The sequence below is a fragment of the Streptomyces sp. NPDC054872 genome (assembly GCF_053610705.1).
Genome location: NZ_JBSGYY010000007.1, coordinates 173,701 through 197,800 on the forward strand (window position 1 = coordinate 173,701; position 24,100 = coordinate 197,800).

General features: G+C 71.0%; 18 protein-coding genes. 12 read left to right on the forward strand and 6 right to left on the reverse strand.

What is annotated here, in order from left to right; translation table 11 throughout:
* Nucleotides 1-42 precede the first annotated feature (42 nt).
* The 3 genes from ACWGIH_RS11335 (at nucleotide 43) to ACWGIH_RS11345 (ending at nucleotide 2,519) form a co-directional block, all read left to right on the forward strand.
* Complete coding sequence (locus tag ACWGIH_RS11335) at nucleotides 43-831, forward strand: aminotransferase class IV family protein (protein ID WP_453447569.1); 789 nt, start codon at nucleotides 43-45, stop codon at nucleotides 829-831.
* A 365-nt stretch (nucleotides 832-1,196) separates the two neighbouring features.
* A complete protein-coding gene (locus ACWGIH_RS11340; RefSeq protein ID WP_453447568.1) occupies nucleotides 1,197-1,748 on the forward strand; it encodes a hypothetical protein in 552 nt (183 codons plus the stop codon).
* A gap of 123 nt (nucleotides 1,749-1,871) precedes the next feature.
* Nucleotides 1,872-2,519, forward strand: a complete 648-nt coding sequence (locus ACWGIH_RS11345; protein WP_453447567.1) for a class F sortase — start codon at nucleotides 1,872-1,874, stop codon at nucleotides 2,517-2,519.
* A 58-nt stretch (nucleotides 2,520-2,577) separates the two neighbouring features.
* Here ACWGIH_RS11345 and ACWGIH_RS11350 read toward each other — a convergent pair whose 3' ends face one another.
* The 3 genes from ACWGIH_RS11350 to ACWGIH_RS11360 all read right to left on the reverse strand — a co-directional run bounded on the left by ACWGIH_RS11350 (nucleotide 2,578) and on the right by ACWGIH_RS11360 (nucleotide 5,099).
* The gene (locus ACWGIH_RS11350) at nucleotides 2,578-3,360 is read right to left on the reverse strand and encodes a sulfite exporter TauE/SafE family protein (RefSeq protein ID WP_453447565.1); all 783 of its coding nucleotides are present in this window, start codon (nucleotides 3,358-3,360) and stop codon (nucleotides 2,578-2,580) included.
* Nucleotides 3,361-3,435: 75 nt separating this feature from the next.
* Nucleotides 3,436-3,627: a hypothetical protein gene (locus ACWGIH_RS11355; RefSeq protein ID WP_453447563.1), complete on the reverse strand. Its 192-nt coding sequence runs from the start codon at nucleotides 3,625-3,627 to the stop codon at nucleotides 3,436-3,438.
* Between the two features lie 29 nt (nucleotides 3,628-3,656).
* Nucleotides 3,657-5,099 carry a ferredoxin reductase family protein gene (locus tag ACWGIH_RS11360; RefSeq protein WP_453447561.1) on the reverse strand — a complete coding sequence of 481 codons (1,443 nt, stop codon included), beginning with the start codon at nucleotides 5,097-5,099 and terminating at the stop codon, nucleotides 3,657-3,659.
* 378 nt (nucleotides 5,100-5,477) lie between these two features.
* Between ACWGIH_RS11360 and ACWGIH_RS11365 the strand changes: the two genes are divergently transcribed.
* The 9 genes from ACWGIH_RS11365 to ACWGIH_RS11405 all read left to right on the forward strand — a co-directional run bounded on the left by ACWGIH_RS11365 (nucleotide 5,478) and on the right by ACWGIH_RS11405 (nucleotide 18,362).
* Entirely contained in the window at nucleotides 5,478-6,734 is a 1,257-nt protein-coding gene (locus ACWGIH_RS11365) for an NAD(P)/FAD-dependent oxidoreductase (protein WP_453447560.1), read from the forward strand.
* 1 nt (nucleotide 6,735) lies between these two features.
* Nucleotides 6,736-9,342 (forward strand): nitrite reductase large subunit NirB, encoded by a 2,607-nt coding sequence (nirB, locus tag ACWGIH_RS11370; protein ID WP_453447559.1) that lies wholly within the window; start codon nucleotides 6,736-6,738, stop codon nucleotides 9,340-9,342.
* Complete coding sequence (nirD, locus tag ACWGIH_RS11375) at nucleotides 9,342-9,665, forward strand: nitrite reductase small subunit NirD (protein ID WP_453447558.1); 324 nt, start codon at nucleotides 9,342-9,344, stop codon at nucleotides 9,663-9,665. Before nirB ends, nirD begins: the two co-directional genes overlap by 1 nt.
* A 45-nt stretch (nucleotides 9,666-9,710) precedes the next feature.
* Nucleotides 9,711-10,295: a TetR/AcrR family transcriptional regulator gene (locus tag ACWGIH_RS11380; protein WP_453447557.1), complete on the forward strand. Its 585-nt coding sequence runs from the start codon at nucleotides 9,711-9,713 to the stop codon at nucleotides 10,293-10,295.
* 78 nt (nucleotides 10,296-10,373) lie between these two features.
* On the forward strand, nucleotides 10,374-11,150 hold the full coding sequence (locus ACWGIH_RS11385; protein ID WP_453447555.1) for an SDR family NAD(P)-dependent oxidoreductase: 777 nt from the start codon (nucleotides 10,374-10,376) through the stop codon (nucleotides 11,148-11,150).
* Nucleotides 11,151-11,223: 73 nt separating this feature from the next.
* Entirely contained in the window at nucleotides 11,224-12,165 is a 942-nt protein-coding gene (locus ACWGIH_RS11390; protein ID WP_453447553.1) for an oxidoreductase, read from the forward strand.
* 61 nt (nucleotides 12,166-12,226) lie between these two features.
* Nucleotides 12,227-12,844 (forward strand): hypothetical protein, encoded by a 618-nt coding sequence (locus ACWGIH_RS11395; RefSeq protein WP_453447552.1) that lies wholly within the window; start codon nucleotides 12,227-12,229, stop codon nucleotides 12,842-12,844.
* A gap of 459 nt (nucleotides 12,845-13,303) precedes the next feature.
* A complete protein-coding gene (locus tag ACWGIH_RS11400) occupies nucleotides 13,304-17,797 on the forward strand; it encodes an RHS repeat-associated core domain-containing protein (RefSeq protein ID WP_453447551.1) in 4,494 nt (1,497 codons plus the stop codon).
* Between the two features lie 10 nt (nucleotides 17,798-17,807).
* Nucleotides 17,808-18,362 (forward strand): hypothetical protein, encoded by a 555-nt coding sequence (locus tag ACWGIH_RS11405; RefSeq protein WP_453447549.1) that lies wholly within the window; start codon nucleotides 17,808-17,810, stop codon nucleotides 18,360-18,362.
* 136 nt (nucleotides 18,363-18,498) lie between these two features.
* Here ACWGIH_RS11405 and ppdK read toward each other — a convergent pair whose 3' ends face one another.
* The 3 genes from ppdK to ACWGIH_RS11420 form a co-directional block, all read right to left on the reverse strand.
* On the reverse strand, nucleotides 18,499-21,252 hold the full coding sequence (gene ppdK, locus ACWGIH_RS11410) for a pyruvate, phosphate dikinase (protein WP_453447547.1): 2,754 nt from the start codon (nucleotides 21,250-21,252) through the stop codon (nucleotides 18,499-18,501).
* A 645-nt stretch (nucleotides 21,253-21,897) separates the two neighbouring features.
* Entirely contained in the window at nucleotides 21,898-23,028 is a 1,131-nt protein-coding gene (gene dusB, locus ACWGIH_RS11415; protein WP_453447545.1) for a tRNA dihydrouridine synthase DusB, read from the reverse strand.
* A gap of 127 nt (nucleotides 23,029-23,155) precedes the next feature.
* On the reverse strand, nucleotides 23,156-24,046 hold the full coding sequence (locus ACWGIH_RS11420; protein WP_453447543.1) for a helix-turn-helix transcriptional regulator: 891 nt from the start codon (nucleotides 24,044-24,046) through the stop codon (nucleotides 23,156-23,158).
* Between the last annotated feature and the right edge of the window lie 54 nt (nucleotides 24,047-24,100).

The following is a 24,100-nucleotide window of genomic DNA, read 5'->3' on the forward strand; positions in this document are numbered from 1 at the left end:
AACGTGCGAGCTGTTTCCCGGAGGCGTCGTACGGTGGCGGTCATGACGACAACTCCACCGCCCCTGCAACGCATGGAGATCGATGGGCGGGACGTCACCGCGGACCGGTTGTTGTGGGCCGCGCTCGGTGGCGTCGGACACTTCACCGCGATGCAGATCAGGGGTGGCGCGACGCGCGGGCTCGGGCTGCATCTGGAGCGGCTCGACGCGGCCACCCGTGAGCTGTTCGACCGGGAGCTGGACGGCGAGCACGTGCGCGGGCTCATCCGGCACGTGCTCCGCGACGACATCACCGACGCCTCCGTACGCGTCCACGTCCACGCGCCCGGGGGCGAGCCGTCCGTGACGGTCACCGTCCGGGCGCCGGGCGAGATGCCCGGGAGTCCGCAGGCCCTGCGGTCCGTCCCCTACCAGCGGCCCTTCCCGCACATCAAGCACATCGGCGGCTTCGGGCAGGCCCGCCACGGGGAGCTCGCCCGGCGCGCGGGCTTCGACGACGCGCTGCTCACCGGGCCCGACGGAACGATCAGCGAGGGTGCCGTCACGAACGTCGGCTTCCACGACGGCACCGGCATCGTCTGGCCCGACGCGCCCTGCCTGACCGGCGTCACCATGCAGCTGCTCGAAGCGGGCCTCCCGGCCGCCGGGATCCCCACGCGCCGGGCCCCCGTCACGCTCGCCGGCCTCTCCTCGTACACGGCCGCCTTCGTCACCAACGCGCGCGGCATCGCGCCGGTGCGGCGCATCGACGACACCGGCTTCGCGGTCGACGAGAAGCTGATGGAGACACTGGCGAAGGTCTATGCCGACGTTTCCTGGGACACCGTCTGAGGTGCAATCAGATCGGGACGCGGGGCGCGGAGAGGTGCCGGGGGGACGCGGAGAGAAGGCCGCGGAAGAGCCACGAAGAGGCCATGAAGAGGCCGCGGCGGGGCCTCCGGTCAGCCCTGGGGTCACCCATTCACAGGCGCCCCGCGTCCCCTTCGGACCCTGCTCGGCGACACGCCGAGTGACCTGCTGGAATGTTTCCGCCGAAGTGTCAGAAGCCGCTCTCCCGCAGCGTTTCTGACAGCTCCTCAGGAGGCGTACGCCGCCGAGTGCCACTTACCTCGGTAGAGCGGGGTTCGACCGACGCAGCGGCACTTGGGGGTGCCGCGGGCCGTGCCCTCTGATGGCCCCTCGGAGGAGCAAGCACGATGCGCAAAGCCCGCCTGCTGACCACTGCCGCGCTCGCCGTCGCATCGGCGGCCCTGCTGGCACCCCCCGCCGCGGCCGCCGCGCGCGACGCGGGTGGCGGCCTCGAGGTCCGCCCGTCCACCGTCATGCCGGGCTCCACGGTCACCGTGGACACCACCGCCTGCGGCAGCGACGGGACCGCGACGGGTGACGCGAGCGCGGTCGGCGCCGGCACCTTCACGCTCGCCCCGGACACGCGCAAGGAGAACGCGACCGGCACGTTCAAGGTGCCGCCGTCGGCCCAGCCCGGCACCTACGAGATCGCCGCGCAGTGCTCCGGCTCCGGCGCGGACGGCAAGCAGGTGGCGGGCGACCTGGTCGTGACGATCACCTCCACCGCCGCCGCCCGCGAGGAGCAGCAGGTGACCCCGAAAGGCCATGTGAAGACGGGGGTCGGCGGCGCTCTCGGCCCCGACCCCGTGCAGACCGCGGCGGGAGTGGCGGCGCTTGCCGTCGCCGCCGCGGGCGGTACCTGGCTCCTGCATCGCCGGGCGAGAGGCGACAGGATCTGACGGACACCCTCCGCTGTCCACCGGTACCGCCAGCCCCCTCCCTCTCCGGATCCGCCTGTCCCTCGTGGGCCCGGAGAGGGGTGTGGGGACCGGCCTCCCCGAACCCTGAGGGGGACGAGTCGATTGACGCGCAGGAAGAAGCCCGGCGGGAAAGCCCTCAACTCCGCCATAGGCGCGGTCACCGTCCTTGCCCTGTGCTCCGGCGCGTGGCTGCTGCACAACGGCACGGAGACCCACCCCCCGCCGCAGCCGTCCGCCGAGCAGGCCGCGTCGGCCCACCCCCGGTCCGGCGACGCCCCGGCCGCCGCGGCGCTGCCCCCCTCCCCGCCCGACCGGATCCGGATCCCCTCGATCCGGGTCGACGCGCCCCTCATGGGGCTCGGTCTGACGCGGCAGGGCAGCCTCGACGTACCGCCGCCGAAGAAGACGAATCTCGCGGGCTGGTACGAGTCGGGGACCACGCCGGGTGAGACCGGCACCGCCGTCGTGGCGGGGCACGTCGACAACGCGGACGGCCCGTCCGTCTTCTACGACCTGGGCGGACTGACCCGGGGGCGCACCATCGAGATCGAGCGCAGGGACGGCAGCGTCGCGGTGTTCACCGTCGACGCGAACGAGGTCTACGACGCGAAGAGGTTCCCGGACGCCAAGGTGTACGGGGCGGCGGACCGGCCGGAGCTGCGGGTGATCACGTGCGGCGGCGGCTACTCGAAGAAGACGGGGTACCAGGGCAACGTCGTGGTGTTCGCCCACATGACGGGCGTGCGCTGATCCCGGGCCGGCCGCAGGGCAGCGGCCGGCCCCGCCACCCGAACCTCTACGCGAACCACTACGCGAACCACTGCTCGTACGCCATCTTCGCCACGAGCCCGAACACGGTGGTGAGCAGCACGATCCGGACGAAGCCGCTGCCCTTCTTCAGAGCGGTGTGCGCCCCGAACATGCCGCCCGCGAGGTTGAAGACGGCCATCAGCGCGGCCAGTTGCCACAGGACCGCGCCCTGCCAGGCGAACATCGCGAGGGCGCCCGCGTTGGTGCAGCAGTTGACGATCTTGGCGGTGGCGGAGGCGGACACCAGGTCGAGGTGGAGCACGGCGGTCAGCGCGAGCACCAGGAAGGTGCCGGTGCCGGGCCCGATGAGGCCGTCGTAGAACCCGATGCCGAGGCCCGCGAGGCCGATCGCGGCGAGGATGCGCTTGGGTGATGCGGGGCGGGCGGAGGGCACGGTGCCGAAGGCGGGCCTGAAGATGACGAAGGCCCCGACGCCGAGCAGCACCACCATGATCACGGGCTTGAGCACCTCGGTGCTCATGCCGGCCGCGAAGAAGGCACCGCCCATGGACCCGGCGAGCGCGGCGAGGCCGATCCGGACGGCGGTGGGCACGTCGACCGGTGTCTTCCTGACGTAGGTCACCGCGGCGCCGGTGGTCCCGACGATGGCCACGGCCTTGTTCGTCCCGAGGGCGTGCGCGGCCGGGGTGCCGGCCGGCAGGCCGAGGAGCAGGGCGGGCAGCAGGAGGAGCCCGCCGCCACCCACCACCGCGTCGATCCAGCCGGCCGCGAGCGCGGCGATACAGAGGACGACGACGGTGGTCAGCGATATGTCGGGCATGATCGCGACCTTATGGAGGGGGTGATCGCGCCGTCCATGCATTCAGGGAGAGTTGAGGGTCTTCAGAGGTTTGCTTCAGGGAGCCGCCTGAGGTGCCGGGACCCCCGCCGGGGCGCGATCGGGTGCCGGTGGCGCCGCCGGGTCGACCGTGAGGGCGAGCACGGTGGCGACCAGGGCGCTCGCTCCCGCGAGGCCCGTCGCCAGCTTGCGGCGCGCCTGCAGGGTGGGGCCCAGGACCGGGCCCACGGGTTTGCGGTGACGTCCCACGTCAGCCCCTCTCCAAGGTGCAAGAAGTCTCAGAAGGTGAAGCACTCGGCATGGATGCGCTCCTGGGGCACCCCGGCCCGTACGAGCGACACGGTGGCCGAGGCGGCCATCCCGGGCGGCCCGCACAGATAGACGTCGTGCTCGGCGAGGTCGGGGATGAGATTGCGCAGGGCCTGCGGGGCGAGCGGGTCGAAGGAGGCGTCGGACCGGCCGAGCAGATAGTGCAGCCCCGCTCCCCTGCTCCGGGCGATGTCCTCCAGTTCCGCCCGCAGCACGAGCTGTTCCGCGCTGCCCGCCCGGTAGAGGAGCGTGAGGTCGCCGGGCCCGCCGGGCAGCGTCTCGAACAGCGCCCGCAGCGGGGTGATCCCCACCCCGCCCGCGAGCAGCAGCACCTTGCGCCGCGTACGCCGGTGGGCGGTCAGCGCCCCGAAGGGCCCCGTGGCGAGCACCCGGGTCCCCGGCTTCAGGCGCCGCATCCGCCGCGTGTGGTCGCCGATGGCCTTGACGGTGATCCGGAGGGTGTCGTCGCGCACCGGCGCGGACAGGGAGAACGGCAGCGCGGTGCGCCAGAGTCTGCGCCGCAGGAAGCGCCAGCGGAAGAACTGTCCGGGCTCGGCGCGCAGTTCGTCGAGCCCGATGCCCTGCATCACGACCGACACGACGCCGGGTCCTTCGTCGCGTACGTCGATGACGCGCAGGCTGTGCCTCAGCGCCTGCCGCACCGGTACGACGACGCGGTACCAGACGAGCAGCACGGCCACCGTGGCGTGCAGCATCGACCACAGCCACACCGTCAGGACGCTGCCCGCGACGTCGGGGCCCGCGAGCTGGTGCACGAAGCCGAGCGCCACGCCGAGGTAGGTCAGCAGGTGCACGGCCCGCCAGGTCTCGTGCGGGACGCGACGCCGCATCGCACGCGCCGAGGTGACACCGACGGCCACGAGCAGGGACGTGCCGGCGGCGGCGAGGGCGAGGCCCGGGTAACCGAGCAGGTCGAGGGCGGCGCTGAGGAGGTCGGTGTCGGCGTGGGCGGCGTATCCGCACAGGGCGAGCAGGGCGTGGCCCAGGCACAGGCTGAGGACGTAGCGGCCGCCCTGGGCGTGCAGCCGGGCGAGCCGGTCGGCGCCGACGCCGTGCTCGACCGCGGGCACGCGGGCCATCAGGAAGAGCATGACGAGGACGCCGTACCCGGCGAGCAGGCCGGTGAGGTGGGCGCCGGTCGCGAAGAGCACGTCGAGCCGGGCCGAGGGTTCGGCCTGCACGGCCCAGAGCGCGGTGACGGCGAGGGTTCCGGCGAGGATGCCGCCCCGCAGGGCGGTGGGGGTGACGCGGATGGGGTGAACGGGGGTGGCGGCGCGGGTCCGCGGGGGCGTCTCCGGCATCGGCGGAACCTGCGGTCCCTCGGTCTGACGCAGATATGCGGAGAGCGCGGGATACGCGGCAAGTCGGGATTCGGCTACCTCGGTGGTCACCGCCGCAGACTAGGCGCGGACCGGGGGCAAAAGCGGCTGGTCAGGGGGATACTGCTGATCCTTAAGGCGGGCTTGAGGATCGGCTCAACGGGGGTTAAGCCGCGGCCGGGAAAGGCGTGTTCGTCGAGGCCCGGACGCGGGGCGAACGGGCGGGTGGGCGGGAAAGCCTGTTCGTCCAGGCCCGGATGCGGGGCGAACGATGAACGGGCGGATGGGCGGGAAAGGCCAGTTCGTCCAGGCCCGGACGCGGGGTGAACGGGGAACAAGGCCCCCGGCCAGACCCCTCACAACCGACCCCACCGCCCGCTGAGCGCAGCGTTCCCCCCGGGAAACAGTCAGGATGCGGCCGGGTAACACCGCCCCCGCACTCTGCCGTACATGACCTCTTCGACCCCGGGCACCCAGAGCCCGCACTCACGCGTGGTGGTGATCGGCGGCGGCCTCGCCGGTGTCCGCCTCGCCCAGCGGCTCGGGGGCTCCGGCGACGTCACCCTCATCGGGGAGGAGCCGCACGCACCGTACAACCGCGTGCTCCTCGCCGACGTCCTCTCCGGGCGCCTCGGCCCCGAGGTCATCGCCCTTCCGCCCGTCCCCGGCGATTTCCTCCGCACCCGCGCCGTCCGCGTCGACCGCGCGGACCGGATCGTGCACTGCGCGGACGGCAGCGTCGTCCCGTACGGCACCCTCGTCCTCGCGACGGGCTCGAATCCGGTGCTCCCGCCGCTGCGGGGCCTCTTCGAGCCCGGCGCCGTGGAGCTGCCGCGCGGCGTGCACGCCTTCCGGACGATGGACGACTGCCTCGCCCTGTCCGAGGCCGTCGTACCCGGTACCCGCGTCGTCGTCATCGGCGGCGGGCTGCTCGGCGTATCGGCCGCCCGCGCGCTGGCCGTGCGGGGCGCCCAGGTCGTCCTCACCCAGCAGGGCGACCGGCTCATGGAGCGCCAACTCGACCCGGCCGCGAGCGCGCTGGTCCACCGGCACCTCACCGAGCTCGGGGTGGAAGTGCACACCGAGTGCCGCGTGCGCGGGGTGCGCCAGACCGGCGGGGCCATCCGCTCGGTGGAGCTCGCCGACGGCTACGTACTCGGCACCGACCTCACCGTCCTCGCCTGCGGGGTCCGCCCCCGCACGGGGCTCGCGCAGGCCGCGGGCCTTGACGTGCGCCGCGGCATCGTCGTGGACGACGAGCTGCGCACCTCCGACCCGCACATCCGCGCCATCGGCGACTGCGCCGAGCACTCCGGCGAGGCCCGCTGCCTGGCGGCGCCCGCGCTGGAACAGGCCGACGCCCTCGCGGACGCCTTGATCTCCCCGCGTGACGCGCGCCCCTACTCCGGCACCCGCGCCCTCACCCGCCTCACCCTGCACAACGGACGTCCCGGCTCCGCTCCGCTGGACCTGGCGGCCTTCGGCGACCCCGAGCACCGGCCCGACGACGACGTCGTCCAGCTCGCGGACGCCACCCGTGGCACGTACCGCAAGGTCATCGTGCGCGGTGACCGGCTCGTCGGCGGCGTACTGCTCGGCGAGCTCACCGCCGTCGGCGCGCTCGCCCGCGCCTGGGAGGCCGACGACCCGCTGCCCGACGACGGCAGCCCCCTGCTCCACCTGCTCACTTACGACGGAGGCCTCTGAGATGCCCACGGACACCCCCCGCCACAGCGCGCACGACAACACCATCGTGCTGGTCGGGCACGGCATGGTCGGCCAGCGCTTCCTGGAGGCCATCGCCGCCCGCGGCCTCACCGACACGCACCGCGTGGTCGTCCTGTGCGAGGAGCCCCGGCCCGCCTACGACCGCGTGCAGCTCACCTCGTACTTCGCGGGCCGCACGCCCGACGAACTCTCGCTCACGGACCCGGAGTTCATCGAGAAGCACGGCATCGAGCTGTACGTCGGCGACCCGGCCGAGACCGTCGACCGCGACGCGAAGACGGTCACGGCACGTTCGGGGCAGACCTTCGCCTACGACACGCTCGTCCTCGCGACCGGCTCCTTCCCCTTCGTGCCGCCGGTGCCGGGCAAGGACACCACCGGGTGTTTCGTCTACCGCACCATCGAGGACCTGCTCGCCATCGAGGAGTACGCGAAGACGTACGCCACGACCGGTGCCGTCGTCGGCGGCGGGCTGCTCGGCCTCGAGGCGGCGGGCGCGCTGCGCGGGCTCGGACTCGACACGCACGTCGTGGAGTTCGCGCCGCGTCTGATGCCGGTCCAGGTCGACGAGGGAGGCGGCGCCGCGCTCCTGCGCACCATCACCGGCATGGGTCTGACCGTGCACACGGGCGTCGGCACCCAGGAGATCGTCGCCGCGGACGGCGCCGTCAGCGGGATGAAGCTGTCGGACGGCAGCGAACTCGCCACCGACCTGGTGGTGTTCTCGGCCGGAGTCCGCCCCCGTGACCAACTCGCCCGCGAGAGCGGCCTTTCGGTGGGCGAGCGCGGCGGCATCACCGTCGACGAGCAGTGCCGCACCAGCGACCCGTCCGTGTACGCGATCGGCGAGTGCGCCCTGGCCTCGGACGGCCGGGTCTACGGCCTGGTGGCGCCCGGCTACGAGATGGCCGAGACCGTCGCCGCCTCGATCGCCGCGGAGGAGTCGAGCTTCACCGGCGCCGATCTGTCGACGAAGCTCAAGCTGCTCGGCGTGGACGTCGCCTCCTTCGGCGACGCGCACGGTGCGACCCCGGACTGCCTGGACGTCGTCTACTCCGACTCGCGCTCGGGAACGTACAAGAAGCTGGTCATCGGCACAGGCGGCGAGCTGCTCGGCGGCGTCCTGGTCGGCGACGCGGAGGCGTACGGCGTGCTGCGGCCGATGACGGGCAGCGTGCCGCCGGTCTCGCCGGAGCAGCTGGTGCTTCCGGCGGGCGCGGGCGGCCCGGTGTCGATCGGCCCGTCCTCGTTGCCGGACTCGGCGGTCATCTGCTCCTGCCACAACGTCACCAAGGGCGCGATCCGCGGCGCCGTCACCGAGCACAGCTGCACCACCGTGCCCGAGGTCAAGAAGTGCACCAAGGCCGGTACGGGCTGCGGCAGTTGTGTGAAGGTGCTCGGGCAGCTGGTCAACGACGAGCTGGAGGCGTCGGGCGTCGAGGTCGACAAGGGCCTGTGCGGCTGCTTCGCCCAGACGCGCCAGGAGCTGTACGAGATCGTCCACACCCTGGGGATCACCTCCTACCAGCGGCTCCTGGACTCCCACGGCCGCGAGTCCGCCCGTGGCACGGAGGGCTGCGAGACCTGCAAGCCGACGGTCGGCTCGATCATCGCCTCGCTGGCCCCGACGATCGGCGCCGACGGCTATGTCCTCGAAGGCGAGCAGGCATCCCTCCAGGACACGAACGACCACTTCCTCGCCAACCTCCAGAAGAACGGCTCCTATTCGGTGGTGCCGCGCATCCCCGGCGGCGAGATCACCCCGGAGAAGCTGATCGTGATCGGCGAGGTGGCCAAGGACTTCGGCCTCTACACGAAGATCACCGGCGGCCAGCGCATCGACATGTTCGGGGCGCGCGTCGAGCAACTGCCGTTGATCTGGACCCGGTTGGTGGACGCCGGGTTCGAGTCGGGACACGCGTACGGCAAGTCCCTTCGTACGGTGAAGTCGTGCGTCGGGCAGACCTGGTGCCGTTACGGCGTGCAGGACTCGGTCCGGATGGCGATCGATCTGGAGCTGCGCTACCGGGGCCTGCGCTCCCCGCACAAGCTGAAGTCGGCCGTCTCGGGATGCGCCCGTGAGTGCGCGGAGGCCCAGTCCAAGGACTTCGGGGTGATCGCCACGTCGAGCGGCTGGAACCTGTACGTGGGCGGCAACGGCGGCGCGACGCCCCGCCACGCGGACCTGCTCGCCCAGGATCTGTCCGACGCCGAACTGGTGCGCCTCATCGACCGGTTCCTCATGTTCTACATCCGTACGGCGGACCGCCTGGAGCGCACGTCGACCTGGCTGGAGCGGATCGAGGGCGGCCTGGACCACGTACGGGACGTGGTCGTCCATGACTCGCTCGGCCTCTGCGACGAGCTGGAGGCCCTGATGGCCGACCATGTCGCGCACTACCGCGACGAGTGGTCCGAGACCATCAACGACCCCGATCGGCTCTCGCGGTTCGTGTCCTTCGTGAACGCGCCCGACGTCCCGGACCCGACCGTGAGCTTCGTCCCGGAACGGGACCAGATCAAGCCGGACCTGCCGCTGCTCTCCATCGGCTCCCGCCCCCGCGACCTGGAAGGTGCTGCATCCTGATGAGCATTCAACTCCACCTGGACGACGCCTGGTTCGAGGTCTGCGACCGCGCGCGCCTCCAGCCCGGCCGCGGCATCGCCGCGCTGCTCCCGGACGGCCGTCAGGCCGCTCTCTTCATCGACCGCGCGGGCCGCGCGTACGCGATCGAAAACCGTGATCCGTTCACGGGCGCCGCGGTGCTCTCGCGCGGCCTGCTCGGCGCTGCGGCGGGCCGGCCGTTCGTCGCGTCGCCGCTCCTGAAGCAGCGGTTCGACCTGGAGACGGGCCGGTGCCTGGACGACGACTCGGTGACGGTGGAGACGCACCGGGTCCGCCTCGCCTGACAGTTTAACTTGACCAAGCGTTCCAGATAGCCCTAGTCTCCGCTTGTGGCCAGGACCAAGGAATTCGATCCGGACGCCGCGCTCCAGTCGGCCCTAGAGCTGTTCTGGCGGCGCGGCTACGAGGCGACGTCGATGGCCGACCTCGTCGAGGAGCTGGGCATCGGCCGCGCCAGCCTCTACGCGACCTTCGGCAACAAGCACGACCTGTACCTGAAGGCGCTGCAGCGGTACGCCGAGTCCCAGAACCCGCGACTGCTCGCGGAGCTCTCCCAGCCGGGCCCCGCCCTGTCGGCCGTCCGCTCGGTGGTCCGCCGTTTCGGGCGTGAGGCGGCCTCCGAAGCAGGCCGCCTGAACGGCTGTTTCATCACCAACACGGCGGCCGAGCTCGGCCCGCACGACGAGGCGGCGACCCGCTGCGTCGAGCGCAGCTGGGAGTACATGGAGACGCTGCTGCACTCCGCGCTCGTCCGCGCCCAGGCGCAGGGCGAACTCCCCGAGGGCCGCGACCCGCTCGCCCTCGCGCGCATGCTGCTGACCCTGATGCAAGGGCTGCGCGTGGTCGGCAAGGCGTCCAAGGACCCGGCGCGGGTGCGGGACGCGACGGAACAGGCGCTGACCCTGCTCGACTGAGCCCTCTGCCCGAGATCCTCCTGGCCTCTTTTTTCATGCCCCGATAATGAACCGATCGTTCAAGAAAAGAGTTCCGTCATGACTTCAGGACCGCGCACCCGCTTCGCCGGCCGCACCGCCCTCGTCACCGGCGGCGGCTCCGGCCTCGGCCGTGCCATGGCGCTCGCCTTCGCCGCCGAGGGCGCGAACGTCGTCGTTGCCGGGCGCACCGAAGGCCCCCTCAAGGAGACCGTGGGCCTGGTGGAGGACGCGGGCGGCACGGCGCTCGCCGTCCCGGCCGACGTCTCGCGCTCCGAAGACCTCGCCGCGCTCGTCGCCGCCACCGTCGAGCGGTTCGGCTCGCTGGACGTGGCCGTCAACAACGCGGGCGTCCTGCGTGCCGGGCAGCCGGTCGCGGAGCTGCCCGAGGAGGACTGGCGGACGATGCTCGACATCAACGTCACCGGCGTACTGCTCGCGCTCCAGGCCGAGGTGCGGCAGATGCGCGCGCAGTCCGGCGGCGGGGCGATCGTCAACATCTCCTCCAACCTCGGCGCCCACACGAGCCTGCCGGGCACCATCGGCTACGGCGTCACCAAGGCTGCCGTCTCCGCGCTGACCAAGGGCGCCGCGGTCGAGTACATCGGCGACGGGATACGGATCAACGCGGTGAGCCCCGGCTCGTCCGACACCACCATGTCGCTGCGCCCGGGCGAGAGCGAGGCCGGGCGCGCGGAGCGCATGAAGAGCTCGACGCCGCTCGGCCGCGTCTCGTCGACCGCGGAGGTCGCGGCCGCCGTCCTCTACCTCGCCTCGGACGAATCGGCGTCGGTGGTGGGCGCGGATCTGGTGATTGACGGGGGTGCCGCGGCCTGACGCCCCGCCCTGGGCCCACACCGCCTACTCTCGGGTAGGAACAGGCGTGCGCCCAAGCAGAGGGAGCTGTGTCATGACGGGCTGGAACGCGAGCGACATCCCCGACCAGAGCGGCCGTACCGCCGTGGTCACCGGCGCCAACAGCGGCATCGGGTACGTCACCGCACGCGAACTCGCCCGTCGTGGCGCGCGCGTGGTGCTCGCCTGCCGCAGTGAGGAGCGGGGGACGCGGGCACGGGAACAACTGCGGGCCGAAGTCCCCTCCGCACAGGTGGAGTTCGGGCGTCTCGACCTGGGTGACCTGGGATCGGTACGGGAGTTCGCGGAGTCGTACGACCGTGACGACGCGAATGGCGGCGGCCTCGACCTCCTCGTCAACAACGCGGGCGTGATGGCGCTGCCCTACCGGCGGACGGCGGACGGCTTCGAGACGCAGTTCGGCGTCAACCACCTGGGCCACTTCGCGCTCACCGGCCTGCTGCTCCCCCGGCTCCTGCGTACCCCGGGGGCCCGGATCGTCACCGTGTCCAGCGCCTTCCACGCGCTGGCGAACATCGACATGGGCGACCTCAACAGCGAGCGGAACTACCGGCGTTGGGTCGCCTACGGCCGCTCCAAGACGGCGAACCTCCTCTTCGTCCACGAGCTGGCACGACGCCTCGCGGCCGCGGGCTCCGACACCGTGGCCGCGGCGGCCCACCCCGGTTACGCGGAGACGAACCTCCAGGCGGCGGCGCCCAAGATGGAGGGGCGCAAGGCCGTGGAGCGCGTGATGTGGCTGGGCAACCGCGCCCTGGCCCAGCCCGCGGCGAAGGGCGCGCTCCCGTCCCTGTACGCGGCCACGGCACCTGCAGTCCGCCCCGACTCGTTCACGGGACCCCGGGTACTGGGGTGGCAGGGCTCACCGGCCCGGTCCTGGCGAGCGAAGTGGACGCTGAACGACACGGCGTCGGAACGGCTCTGGGAGGCGTCGGAGGGGCTCACGGGGGTGCGGTACTCGGCGCTCAAGGGGTGAGGCGCCGCGCCTCTGCCGCTTCCGCCTTGCGGCGGGTCATGGCCGGCCCTAGCGTCGCGCCATGAGCGGAAGTGCGGGCGAGGCAGGCACTGCGGGCGAGACAGGCGCCGCGGGCAAGAGGATCACCGAGAAGCTGTCGGACCAGAAGCTGCGCGAGGCGACCGGCCAAGGGTGGCCGCAGTGGTTCGCGGTGCTCGACGCCTGGGGCGCGGCCTCCCGTGACCACGCGGAGATCGCCCGCCACATCCGCGAGGACCATGCCGTCGACGGCTGGTACGCCCAGTCCGTGGCCGTCGGCTACGAGCAGGAGCGGGGTCTGCGCGAGGTCGGCCAGAGCAGCACGGGCGACTGGCGGACCAGCGGCAGCAAGACCGTCGAGGCCTCGGCGGCCCGGGTCATCGAGGCCTTCGCGGACGACGGCGTACGCGGTCGCTGGCTCCCCGGCACCGACTTCACGCTGCGCACGCACCGCCCCGCCAAGTCGGTGACCGCCGACCTCAAGGACGCGACGGGCGCCACGAGCCGTCTCTCCGTGGGCGTCACCGTCAAGGGCCCGGCGAAGACGCTGGTGGGCGTCCGCCACGAGAAGCTGGCGGACGCGGCGGAGGTGGCGGCGTACAAGGCGTTCTGGCGCGAGCGCCTGGCCGCGCTCAAGTCCCTGCTGGAGAGCGCCGAGTAGCCCCTCCGTTCACCCCGGGCACACGCCGGGGGCGCACTTCGCGTTCCGCACCCCCAGAGCTCGGCGCATATGCCTCCGCGCTGCGTCCAACGGGCCCGGTTCCGCGGAAGTCCTGCGGCAAGGGCCCGGCGGCCGCGAGCGGCCCGGGCACGGGAGACTGGACGGAGTCGACATGGTGGAGCAGGGCGCACGCAGGAGCGCCGCCGGGCTTGCGGAGGACCCGGCGGATCTGGCGTACCGCGCGATGCTGGCTCACGCGTTGAACTGCCCCCGCTGCAAGTGCAACTGGCGCGAATGCCCCACCCGGCGGGCTCTGGCGGCCATGCTGCGCGAGGCACGCCGCTGACGCACGAAAGAGCAGCCCAGGTGGCCTGCTCGACCGGATAACGTTGCACGAACACTGCCAGATGAGTTCTGGGCGTCTCGGGACGTAAGCGTGTGACTTGACGGGGGAGCAAGATGGCGGGGAATCGTCCTGCGGATTGGCATGTCCTTGACTTGGACAAGGATCCGACGCCCGGGGATCCGGACAGAGTCCGCAACCTCGCCAAGAACCTGCATGACTTCGCCGACGACGTGTCGAAGGTTCTGCGGGACATCAAGGGGATGGCGGGCGAGGACGCGATCCTCACCTGGGCGGGCAAGACCGCCGAATCCTTCACGGCGGAGTTCGAGGACGCGCCGGGCAAGCTGAAGAAGCTCAAGAAGAGCTACGAGATGGCCGGCGACGCCCTCTCGGCGTACTGGCCGGAGCTGGAACGCTCCCAGGCGCTTGCCGACAAGGCCCTCGCCCAGGGCCGCGAGGCGCGGACCAGCCTCAGCGCCGCCCAGTCCCGCCTGACCTCGGCCGACTCCTGGGTGGACCGGGCGGGCAAGGAAGCCGACAAGTACAAGGACGACGGCGGTTCCAAGGCCGGCAAGGACGTGCCCAAGCCCGACCCGGACAAGGTCAAGGCCGCCACCCGCAACGCCGACTCCGCCGAGAAGGCCCAGAGCGCCGCGAAGTCGGACGTCAGCGCCGCGCAGGGCAACCTCGACGCCGCCAAGAAGATGGCCGAGGACGCCCGCAAGATGCGGGAGAACGCGGGCGGGACGGCGAAGAAGAAACTTGAGGACGCCTCCGACGCGGGCATCAAGAACCGCAAGTGGTGGGAGGAGGTCGGCGACTGGGTCACCGACAACTGGGACACCATCGTCGCCGTCTGCAAGGTCGTCGTCGCCGTCCTCGGCGTCATCGCGCTGATCGTCGGCGGCCCCATCCTCGCCGCGATCGTCCTCGTCGCCGCCCTCGTGGTCCTCGCCGACACCCTCCATAAATACGCCAACGGAGAAGCCGGGCTACTGGACGTAGCCTTCGCCGCCCTGGACTGCATCCCCGGCATGAAGGCCCTCACCTCCCTCCGTGGCCTCGCCGGAGCCGCCAAGGGCCTCAAGTCCGCCGCACGCGGACTGCGCTCCGGGGGACGAGGGCTCCGCAACGCCCTCTCGGGCGGCATGAAGAAGGTGGCGGGCAAGGGCAAGTCGGCCAAGGGCCGCTGCAAGAACGGCGACCCCATCGACATGATCTCCGGCGAGATGCTCATGGAGCAGACCGACGTCGTCCTGCCGGGCCTGCTCCCGCTCGTCCTCCACCGCACGCACCTGTCCACCTACCGCTGGGGCCACTGGTACGGAGACTCATGGGCCTCCACGCTGGACGAGCGGGTGGTCATCGACGACGAGGGTCTGGTCTACGCCACCGAGGACGGCCGGCTCCTGTCCTACCCCCATCCCTCCCCCGGTGGTGCACCGCTGCTCCCCGCCCACGGCCCCCGCTGGCCGCTGACCGTCGACGACGCGGGGACGGTCACGGTCGCGGACCCGCAGACCGGCCACGTACGCCATTTCCTCGCGGTCCCACCCCACACGGAGCCCACGGCCGAGGAGCAGACGCTGCCACTGCGGGCCGTCACCGACCGCAACGGCAACCGCCTCGACATCGACCGCGACCCCACCGGCGCACCCACGGCGATACGCCACACCGGCGGCTATCACTTGACGGTCGACACCGACGACCACCGCGTCACCGCGCTGCGTCTGCTCACTCCCGGCACCGGAAGCGGCGCCGACGCCGGCATCGGCGCCGACACCGGCAGCACGCTGGTGGCCGCGTACGACTACGACGAGGTCGGCAATCTGGCCGAGGTCCACGACTCGGCCGGGCCGAGGCTGCGTCTGGACTACGACGACCGGGCCCGCATCACGTCCTGGACCGACAGCAACCAGACCTGGTACCGCTTCACCTACGACGACGAGGACCGCTGCGTCCGCGGCGAGAGCACCGCAGGCCACCTGTCCTGCACCATCGAGTACCGCCCCGACGAGCGGGAGACCCGCTACACCGACGCCCTCGGCCAGACCACCGTCTACCGCTACAACGACCTCAGCCAGCTCCTGGCCGAGACGGACCCGCTGGGCGGCACCGTCCACACCGAGTGGGACAGCTGGAACAACCTCCTCGTCCGCACCGACGCGCTGGGGCACCGCACCGAGAACACCTGGGACGAGCACGGCAATCTCACCGAGACACGTGCTCCGGACGGCACGTGCGCCAGTGCGGCGTACAACGGCCTCAATCTGCTGGTCGAGCTCGTCGGACCGGGTGACGCCGTCCAGCGCCAGGCATGGGACGAGCGCGGCAACCGCACCAGCGTGACCGACCCCGACGGCGCGACGCACCACTTCACCCACGACGCCACCGGCGCCGTGTCCACCATCACGGACCCCCTCGGCCACACCACCGAGCTGCGCTGCAACGCGGCGGGCCTGCCGCTCGAAGTCATCGACCCGCTGGGCGCGGTCACCCGCTACGACCTCGACGCCTTCGGCCGCGCGCACACGATCACGGACCCGACGGGCGCGACCACGCGCCTCGAGTGGACGGTGGAGGGCAAGCAGGCACGGCGCACGGAGGCGGACGGTTCGTCGGAGTCGTGGACGTACGACGGCGAGGGGAACTGCGTCTCGCACACGGACGCGATGGGCGCGACCACGACACACGAGTACACGCATTTCGACCTGATCGCGGCCCGCACGGACCCCGACGGCGTCCGCTACGAGTTCGTCCACGACACCCAGCTCCAGCTCCGCGAGGTCACCAACCCGCAGGGACTGACCTGGAGTTACGAATACGACCCGGCGGGCCGCCTGGTGGCGGAGACGGACTTCGACGACCGCGCGCTGACGTACGCCTACGACGCGGCGGGCCATCTGGTGACCCGCACGACGGCCGCGGGCGACGAGATCGCCTTCGAACGGGACGCGCTGGGCCGGACGGTCACACAGAACGTGGCAGGCGGCGCGGTCACGCGCTACACCTACGACGCGTCAGGCAGCCTCACCACGGCGGTGGGCCCGGACGTGACACTGACCCTGGAGAGGGACAGGTCGGGCCGCCTGCTCTCGGAAACGGTCAACGGCCGCACCCTGACCCACACCTACGACGAACTGGGCCGTCGCACCGGCCGCACCACACCGTCCGGCGCGAGAAGCACCTGGACGTACGACGCGGCGGGCCGACGCACCGAACTGATCTCGTCCGGCCGGAGAATGGCGTTCACGCACGACGGGGCGGGCCGGGAACTCACCCGCACGGTCGGCGAGACCCTGACCCTGACGAACGTGTACGACGCGGTGGGCCACCTGTCGAAACAGGAACTGATGGGCCCGGCCCGCACCCGTATCCAGCACCGCGCGTACACGTACCGCGCGGACGGCCATCTGACCGGCATGGAGGACCAGCTCAACGGTGCGCGGCGCTTCGACCTGGACGCGGCAGGCCGGGTCACAGCGGTCCACGCGGCACGCTGGACGGAGACCTACGCCTACGACGAGGCGGGCAACCAGACCGACGCCTCCTGGCCGGCCGCCATGCCGGGCCAAGAGGCGACAGGACCCCGCGCGTACACCGGCACCCGCATCACCGCGGCGGGCAACGTCCGTTACACCTACGACACGGCAGGCCGCACCATCCTGCGCCAGAAGACCCGCCTGTCCCGCAAGCCCGACACCTGGCACTACGCATGGGACGCGGAAGACCGCCTCACCTCCGTGGTGACCCCCGACGGCACGAGGTGGCGCTACCTCTACGACCCCCTGGGCCGCCGGGTGTCCAAGCAGCGCGTGACGGAGCAGGGGGTGGCGGAGCAGGTCGACTTCACCTGGGACGACCTGACCCTCTGCGAGCAGACGAGCCACACCCCGGGCGCCCGGGAATCGGTGACCCTCACCTGGGACCACGACGGCCTGCTCCCCCTGGCCCAGACGGAGCGCAAACACCTCACCGACGAAGAGGTGGACGCCCGCTTCTACGCCATCGTCACCGACCTCGTCGGCACCCCGACCGAACTCCTCGACGAACATGGCGACATCGCCTGGCGCACCAGAAGCACCCTCTGGGGCACCACGGTCTGGAACCGGGGCGCCACCGCCTACACGCCCCTGCGTTTCCCCGGCCAGTACTACGACCCCGAGACGGGCCTGCACTACAACTACTTCCGGCACTACGACCCCGAGACCGCCCGCTACCTCACCGCGGACCCGATCGGTCTCGCCGGTGGCTTCGCGCCGCACAATTACGTTCCGAACCCGTTCATGTGGATCGACCCTCTCGGCCTTTCCCTCCTCGACGTCAGCAAGAACGGCGTGAAGATCGTCGTGCACGAGTACGACGTCGACAAGCCGGCGCACGCGCACGTCACCGGTGGCGGTGGCCGCGAGGTCAGAATCGGACCGAACGGCAAACCCCTCCACAACCAACCGGAGCTTTCGAGCAAGCAGCGGCAGGCGGTGGAGCACTTCAAGCCGCAGATCAGGACCGCGGTCAGGAAGCTCGGCAGGCGGAGTCAGGCGGAGGAGCGGGCTGCGAAGGAGCAGCGCGAGGCCGCCGAGTCCGGCAAGAAACCCTGCAAGTAGGGATGAGGCAATGACATTGCATTCCGATGTGGCCGCGTTGCTGGCGGAGGCCGGCATCACCGACGTGGACGTCGACGAGGCCGTCGCGGACGAGCACGTGCGGGCGTCCGCGTACCTGCGCGTCGTCTCGGTGATCGCTTCCCGGCCGAGCCGCGACCGGGACCGCGCGATCGTGGCCACGATCCTGCGGGACCCCTTCGAGTCGATCTCCAAGGGGGCGGTGGTCGCCCTCGTGGACGAGATCGCGTATGAGGTGACCGGTCCTGACGAGTTCCGGCAGTGGTCGGCCGGACTACTGCCGGAGATCGACCGGCTCGAGGTGGAGGCATTCCGCGAGTTCATCCGCCGCCGTATCGACGACTGGCTGTTCTGGCTGTCCGTCAAGGACGGCCACGTGCCGACACCGGCCGAGTTGGCGGAGGTCACGGACTGGATGCAGCGCCACCTCGCCGAATGGTCGAGGTCGCCGGAGGTGCTCGCCGTGGTCGCCGAGTCGGCCCGCACAAAGAAGACACGGAACATCGCGAAGAACCGGGCCAACAGCCGCGAGCTGAGAACGGAATGAGCCGGTAGCGGCAAACCGAAGGGGCAGCTCCCCCGCACAGGGAGCTGCCCCTTCTTGGTGAACCGGAGCCGATGCCGCATCGGTGAGGGTCGGGGACACGGCGTCGGCTCCGGAGTTCTACCGGTGGCCCTGAGACCTACCGGTGGTCACTGCCCGCCGACTCGGAAGCGGCGCGGCCTGCCTCCAGGCGGGCCACCGGGATCCGGAACGGGGAGCAGGAGACGTAGTCCAGGCCCACCTCGTGGAAGAAGTGCACGGACTCCGGGTCACCGCCGTGCTCGCCGCAGACGCCGAGCTTCAGGTCGGGGCGGGTGGCACGGCCGGCGGCCACAGCGTCCCGCACCAGCTTGCCCACGCCGTCCTTGTCGATGGTCTCGAACGGGGAGACCCCGAAGATGCCCTTCTCCAGGTACGCCGTGAAGAAGCTCGCCTCCACGTCGTCCCGCGAGAAGCCCCAGACCGTCTGCGTGAGGTCGTTCGTGCCGAAGGAGAAGAACTCGGCGGCCTCCGCGATCTGGTCCGCCGTGAGCGCGGCACGCGGCAGCTCGATCATGGTGCCGAGCGCCAGCTTCAGCGCCACGCCGGTCGTCGCCTCGACCTCCGCGATGACCTGCTCGGCCTCCTCGCGGACGATCTCCAGCTCCTGGACCGTGCCGACGAGCGGAATCATGATCTCCGCGCGCGGGTCGCCCTTGGCGTTCTTGCGCTCGGCGGCGGCCTCGGCGATGGCCCGTACCTGCATGGTGAACAGGCCGGGGATCACGAGACCCAGGCGTACGCCGCGCAGGCCCAGCATCGGGTTCTGCTCGTGCAGGCGGTGCACGGCCTGAAGCAGTCGCAGGTCGTTCTCGTTCGAGTCCTTGCGGGACTCGGCGAGGGCGACGCGGACGGACAGCTCGGTGATGTCCGGCAGGAACTCGTGCAGCGGCGGGTCCAGGAGGCGGACGGTGACCGGAAGGCCGTCCATCGCCTCGAAGAGCTCCACGAAGTCGCGCTTCTGGAGCGGCAGGAGCTCCTTGAGGGCTTCCTCGCGCTCGCCGTCCGCGTCGGCGAGGATCAGCCGCTCGACCATCTCGCGGCGCTCGCCGAGGAACATGTGCTCGGTGCGGCACAGGCCGATGCCCTGGGCGCCGAAGCGGCGGGCACGGAGGGCGTCCTCCGCGTTGTCGGCGTTGGCGCGGACCCGCAGGCGGCGTACCCGGTCCGCGTACGCCATGATCCGGTGCACGGCGCCGACCAGCTCGTCCGCGTCGTCGGCGCCGGCGTGCATGCGGCCCTCGAAGTACTCGACGACCGGCGAGGGGACCACGGGCACCTCGCCCAGGTAGACCTTGCCCGTCGAGCCGTCGATGGAGACGACGTCGCCCTCCTCGACGACGGTGCCGCCCACCGTCATGCGGCGCCGCTTGGTGTCGACCTCCAGGTCCTCCGCGCCGCAGACGCACGTCTTGCCCATGCCGCGGGCGACGACGGCCGCGTGCGACGTCTTGCCGCCGCGCGAGGTCAGGATGCCCTCGCACGCGATCATGCCGTCGAGGTCGTCGGGGTTGGTCTCACGGCGGATGAGGATGACCTTCTCGCCCGAACGCGACCACTTGATGGCCGTGTACGAGTCGAAGACCGCCTTGCCGACCGCGGCACCGGGTGACGCGGCGATGCCCCGGCCCAGCTGCTCGACCTTCGCGGTGTCGTCGAAGCGCGGGAACATCAGCTGGGCGAGCTGCGCGCCGTTGACGCGCTGCAGCGCCTCGGCCTCGTCGATCAGGCCCTGGTCGACGAGCTGCGTCGCGATGCGGAAGGCGGCACCGGCGGTGCGCTTGCCGACGCGGGTCTGGAGCATCCACAGCTGGCCGCGCTCGATGGTGAACTCGATGTCACAGAGATCCTTGTAGTGCGTCTCAAGGGTCTCCATGATCTGCATGAGCTGGTCGTACGACTTCTTGTCGATCTGCTCCAGCTCCGCGAGCGGGACGGTGTTGCGGATGCCCGCCACCACGTCCTCGCCCTGGGCGTTCTGCAGGTAGTCGCCGTACACGCCCTGGTGGCCGCTGGCCGGGTCGCGGGTGAATGCGACGCCGGTGCCGGAGTCCGGGCCGAGGTTGCCGAAGACCATGGAACAGATGTTGACCGCGGTGCCGAGGTCGCCGGGGATGCGCTCCTGGCGGCGGTAGAGCTTGGCGCGGTCGGTGTTCCACGACTCGAAGACCGAGCGGATCGCGAGGTCCATCTGCTCGCGCGGGTCCTGCGGGAAGTCGCGGCCGGCCTCGGTCTTGACGATCTTCTTGAACTTCGTGACCAGCTTCTTCAGGTCCGCGGCCTCCAGGTCGGTGTCGACCGTGACCTTCTTGGCGGCCTTGGCGGCCTCCAGGGCGTCCTCGAAGAGCTCGCCGTCCACGTCCATGACGGTCTTGCCGAACATCTGGATGAGGCGGCGGTAGGAGTCCCACGCGAAGCGGTCGTCGCCGGACTGCTTGGCCAGGCCCGTCACCGACTTGTCGGAGAGCCCGATGTTCAGGACGGTGTCCATCATGCCGGGCATCGAGAACTTGGCGCCCGAGCGGACCGAGACGAGCAGCGGGTCGTTGGCCTGACCGAGCTTCTTGCCCATCGTCTTCTCGAGGGCGTCGAGGTGCGCGCTGACCTCGTCGCGCAGCTCGACCGGCTCCTCGCCGCTGGCGAGGTAGGTCTTGCAGGCCTCCGTGGTGATCGTGAAGCCCGGAGGGACGGGCAGCCCGAGGTTGGTCATCTCGGCGAGGTTCGCGCCCTTCCCGCCGAGAAGGTCCTTGAGGTTCCTGTTGCCCTCGGTGAAGTCGTAAACGAACTTCACGGCCGCATCGCTCGCATCGCTCGCGTCGTTCTGCGCTACGTGGGGATCTTTGTTTTCCGACACGGGTCTCGACTCCTCGAGGACTCGGTGGCTGCCCTGACGGCGAGGAACATACCCAGATCGAAGGCGCATGGGTACGTCCACTTGTGCGTCATGCGGCCGTAACCACCCGTCCGCCAGTAGATCGAAAGTGACTCAGCGGTAGCTGGCGGGACGCTCATGCGTTCAACTCTTGAAGACGCAACGCCCGTAGACCAGGTGTTTTGCTCACATGAGCGGTGTATTCTCAGATGTGAGTTCACATCATGAATGATCGAGCAGTGGCACTGAGTGCCACCCCTTGGAGAAGTGCAGCCACCCTGAAACCGCTCATCTGAGCGCAACACCTATCAGGGGTGGCGAGAATCACGCCGTTTGAGGCGGCCCGATGTCAGTATCCGGACGCGCCGCGAGACGCTCGCGCGGCGGTCGTCGGCCGAGCTGGACAGGGAAGGGCGGCGGAGTGGGCAGGGAGTGGCGGCGCGGCGGAGCAGGAAGGATCGTCGAGGTGGGGCAGGGAGGATCGGCGGGGCGGTCAGCGCGCCCCGCCCGGTAAAGGTGTTCCGGCCAAATCCATGGTGAGCATGGTGATCATGGTGATCGCGAGGGCTCCGGGCCCTCGCTCATCTGCGCCGGCGGCGTCGAGCAGTGCCCGCGCCGGACGGCGGTTCAGCCGCCCGACGTGTCCAGTTCCGCGTCCTCGCTGATGCCCGCGCAGTCGTAGGGGTCCTTCAGCCAGCCGTCCGGCAGGACGACGCGGTTGTTGCCCGACGTGCGGCCGCGCGGGCCGTCCGCTCCCGTCGGCCACGCCTGGTCGAGGTCCAATTCGCCGAGCCCGTCCTCCAGTTCGGCGAGGGACGAGGTGATCGCGAGGCGCTTGCGCATCTCCGAACCGACCGCGAAGCCCTTCAGGTACCAGGCGACGTGCTTGCGGAAGTCGATGACACCGCGCGCCTCGTCACCGATCCACTCGCCGAGCAGGGTCGCGTGCCGCAGCATGACGGCGGCGACCTCGCGCAGGTCAGGGGCCTTGGGCGCGCCCGTGCCCTCGAAGGCGGCCACCAGGTCGGCGAAGAGCCAGGGGCGGCCGAGGCAGCCGCGGCCCACGACGACTCCGTCGCAGCCGGTCTCCTTCATCATCCGCACCGCGTCGGCGGCGGACCAGATGTCGCCGTTGCCGAGCACCGGGATCTCGGGGACGTGCTCCTTGAGGCGGGCGATGGCGTCCCAGTCGGCGGTGCCGCCGTAGTGCTGGGCGGCGGTGCGGCCGTGCAGGGCGATCGCCGTGACGCCCTCCTCGACGGCGATGCGGCCCGCGTCGAGGAAGGTGATGTGCTCGTCGTTGATGCCCTTGCGCATCTTCATCGTGACGGGCAGGTCCCCGGCACCGCTGACGGCCTCACGGAGGATCGCGCGGAGGAGGGGCCTCTTGTACGGGAGCGCGGAGCCGCCGCCCTTGCGGGTGACCTTGGGGACGGGGCAGCCGAAGTTCAGGTCGATGTGGTCGGCCAGGTCCTCTTCCGCGATCATGCGGACGGCCTTGCCGACGGTGGCCGGGTCGACGCCGTACAGCTGGATGGACCGGGGCTTCTCGGTCTCGTCGAAGTGGATCAGCTGCATGGTCTTCTCGTTGCGCTCGACCAGCGCCCGAGTGGTGATCATCTCGCTGACGAAGAGGCCCTTGCCGCCGCTGAACTCCCGGCACAGCGTCCGGAACGGCGCGTTCGTGATGCCCGCCATGGGCGCGAGCACGACGGGCGGCCGCACGGCGTGCGGGCCGATCTGAAGCTGGGGCTCCATGGCGGGGGTTCCTCCGGGACGAGCGGTTCGGTGCTGACGGTTCGGTGCCGGGCTGTCCGGCGCCCCGAGGTTCGTACGGGGTCCGTGCGAGGTGCTCTGGAGACACGGGACAGCGAGGGCAGACCTCCTATTGTCCCCCATCCGCGCGACTGCCCACGCGCCCCTCCTTCACCAGCCGGTACAGCTCCTCCGTGGCCGCCTGCGAGCGCGCGTCCGCGGGGACGTACGACCCGAGGCGCGGCCCCTCGGCCGGGCCGAGCCACAGCCCGTGATACGTGAAGTGCAGCGGACCCACCACGGAGTTGTTGAACCGCTTGGTCTTGTCCACGGCCTGCATCACCTCATGCCGCTCCCACAGCTCGCAGAACTCCGGCGAAGCCTTGCTCAGCCGCCTGAGCAGCGTCTTCCACGCCGGGTCCGCGAGGTGCCCCGCCATCCGCGCCCGGAACCTCGCCACCATCCGGCGCATCGTCTCCGCCCGGTCGTCCATAGCGGCCTGCCACGCGGGATGCGTGAAGGTCAGCCACATGCAGTTGCGGTCCTCGGGCGGCAGCACGTCGAGATCGGTGAGGAGGTTCCCGTACGTGACGTTGTACGCGAGGACGTCGTAGCGGGAGTTCTGCACGCATGCCGGATACGGGTCGAGCTGGTCGAGCAGCCGCAGCAGCCCCTGCGGGACCGACGCGATCTCGGCTGCCGGGGAAGGGTCCGCGGTGCCCGCCAGCTGGAAGAGGTGCGCGCGTTCACCGGCGTCCAGCATCAGGGCGCGGGACAGCGCGTCGAGCACCTGGGCCGAGACGTGGATGGCGCGCCCCTGCTCCAGCCACGTGTACCAGGTGACGCCCACCGTGGAGAGATGCGCGACCTCCTCGCGGCGCAAGCCCGGCGTGCGGCGGCGCGGGCCCCGTGGCAGGCCCGCCTGCTCGGGCGTGATGCGTTCCCGGCGGCTGCGCAGGAAATCGGCGAGCTCGCTGCGGCGGATGTGGTCGCCGGGCTGCGTCGGCGCTGCGGTGTCCATGGGGACAGCTTGCCCATATGCCGACCCTGTTTCCAGGTAGTTGAGGTACCAGGA